The 633-nt window shown below is 72.4% G+C and carries 1 protein-coding gene; it reads right to left on the bottom strand.

Annotated features, from left to right (window positions below; translation table 11 throughout):
• A partial coding sequence (locus tag CCN42_RS42990) for a DUF6777 domain-containing protein (protein ID WP_339384484.1) occupies nucleotides 1-633 on the bottom strand: 633 nt, incomplete at both ends.

Raw genomic sequence — 633 nt, 5'->3', positions numbered from 1 at the left:
ATAAGGGACGGGAGGTGCTCATCAACGACCGGGGCATGCCGCAGGCGCAGCGCACCCGCGGCATGCCCCGGTCGTTGATGAGCACCGCCGTGCCGGACTGGAGGATGGCCTGGTAGGGGTTGGCCTTGCCGTCGCGGTAGCCGTGGTTGGTGACGCGGGTATCCCATTGCAGCTGGACGGGGGTGAGGCCGCGCAGGTAGCCGGGAACCTCGGACGGGGTGATCCCGAGGACGGAGCCGAACGCCTTGCTCTTCGCCGGGTTCTCCCGCAGGTAGGAGATCTGCCGTTCCACGTCGCAGGCGGAGACCTTCTCGGTGCCGCCGTAGACCCCGGCCCGGCCGGCGTTCAGGCGCCGTACCTCGTTCGTCCCGATCGACTGCGTCGGCGACGGGGTCACCGACTTCACGGCGCTCTTGTTGGCCGTCGACGGGGTGAAGGCGTCCGGGCCCTCCTCGTCCGCGGCCATCAGGAAGACCTCACGGCCCCCGCTGCCGCCGCCGTCACCCCGGGTGACCAGGACGCCCACGGTCGACAGCGCGGCCACCAGCACGGCGGCCGTCGCGACGCGGGGGACCGACTTCCACCACGGCCGGCCGGGTTGCGGCGGTGGTTCGCCACCGGGGGGCGGGGTCG

This window comes from Streptomyces glaucescens (assembly GCF_002154375.1).
In the GTDB taxonomy this organism is placed as follows: domain Bacteria; phylum Actinomycetota; class Actinomycetes; order Streptomycetales; family Streptomycetaceae; genus Streptomyces; species Streptomyces glaucescens.
The sequence above is the reverse complement of the archived record's forward strand: the minus strand, read 5'-3'. Positions and strand labels throughout refer to the sequence as shown.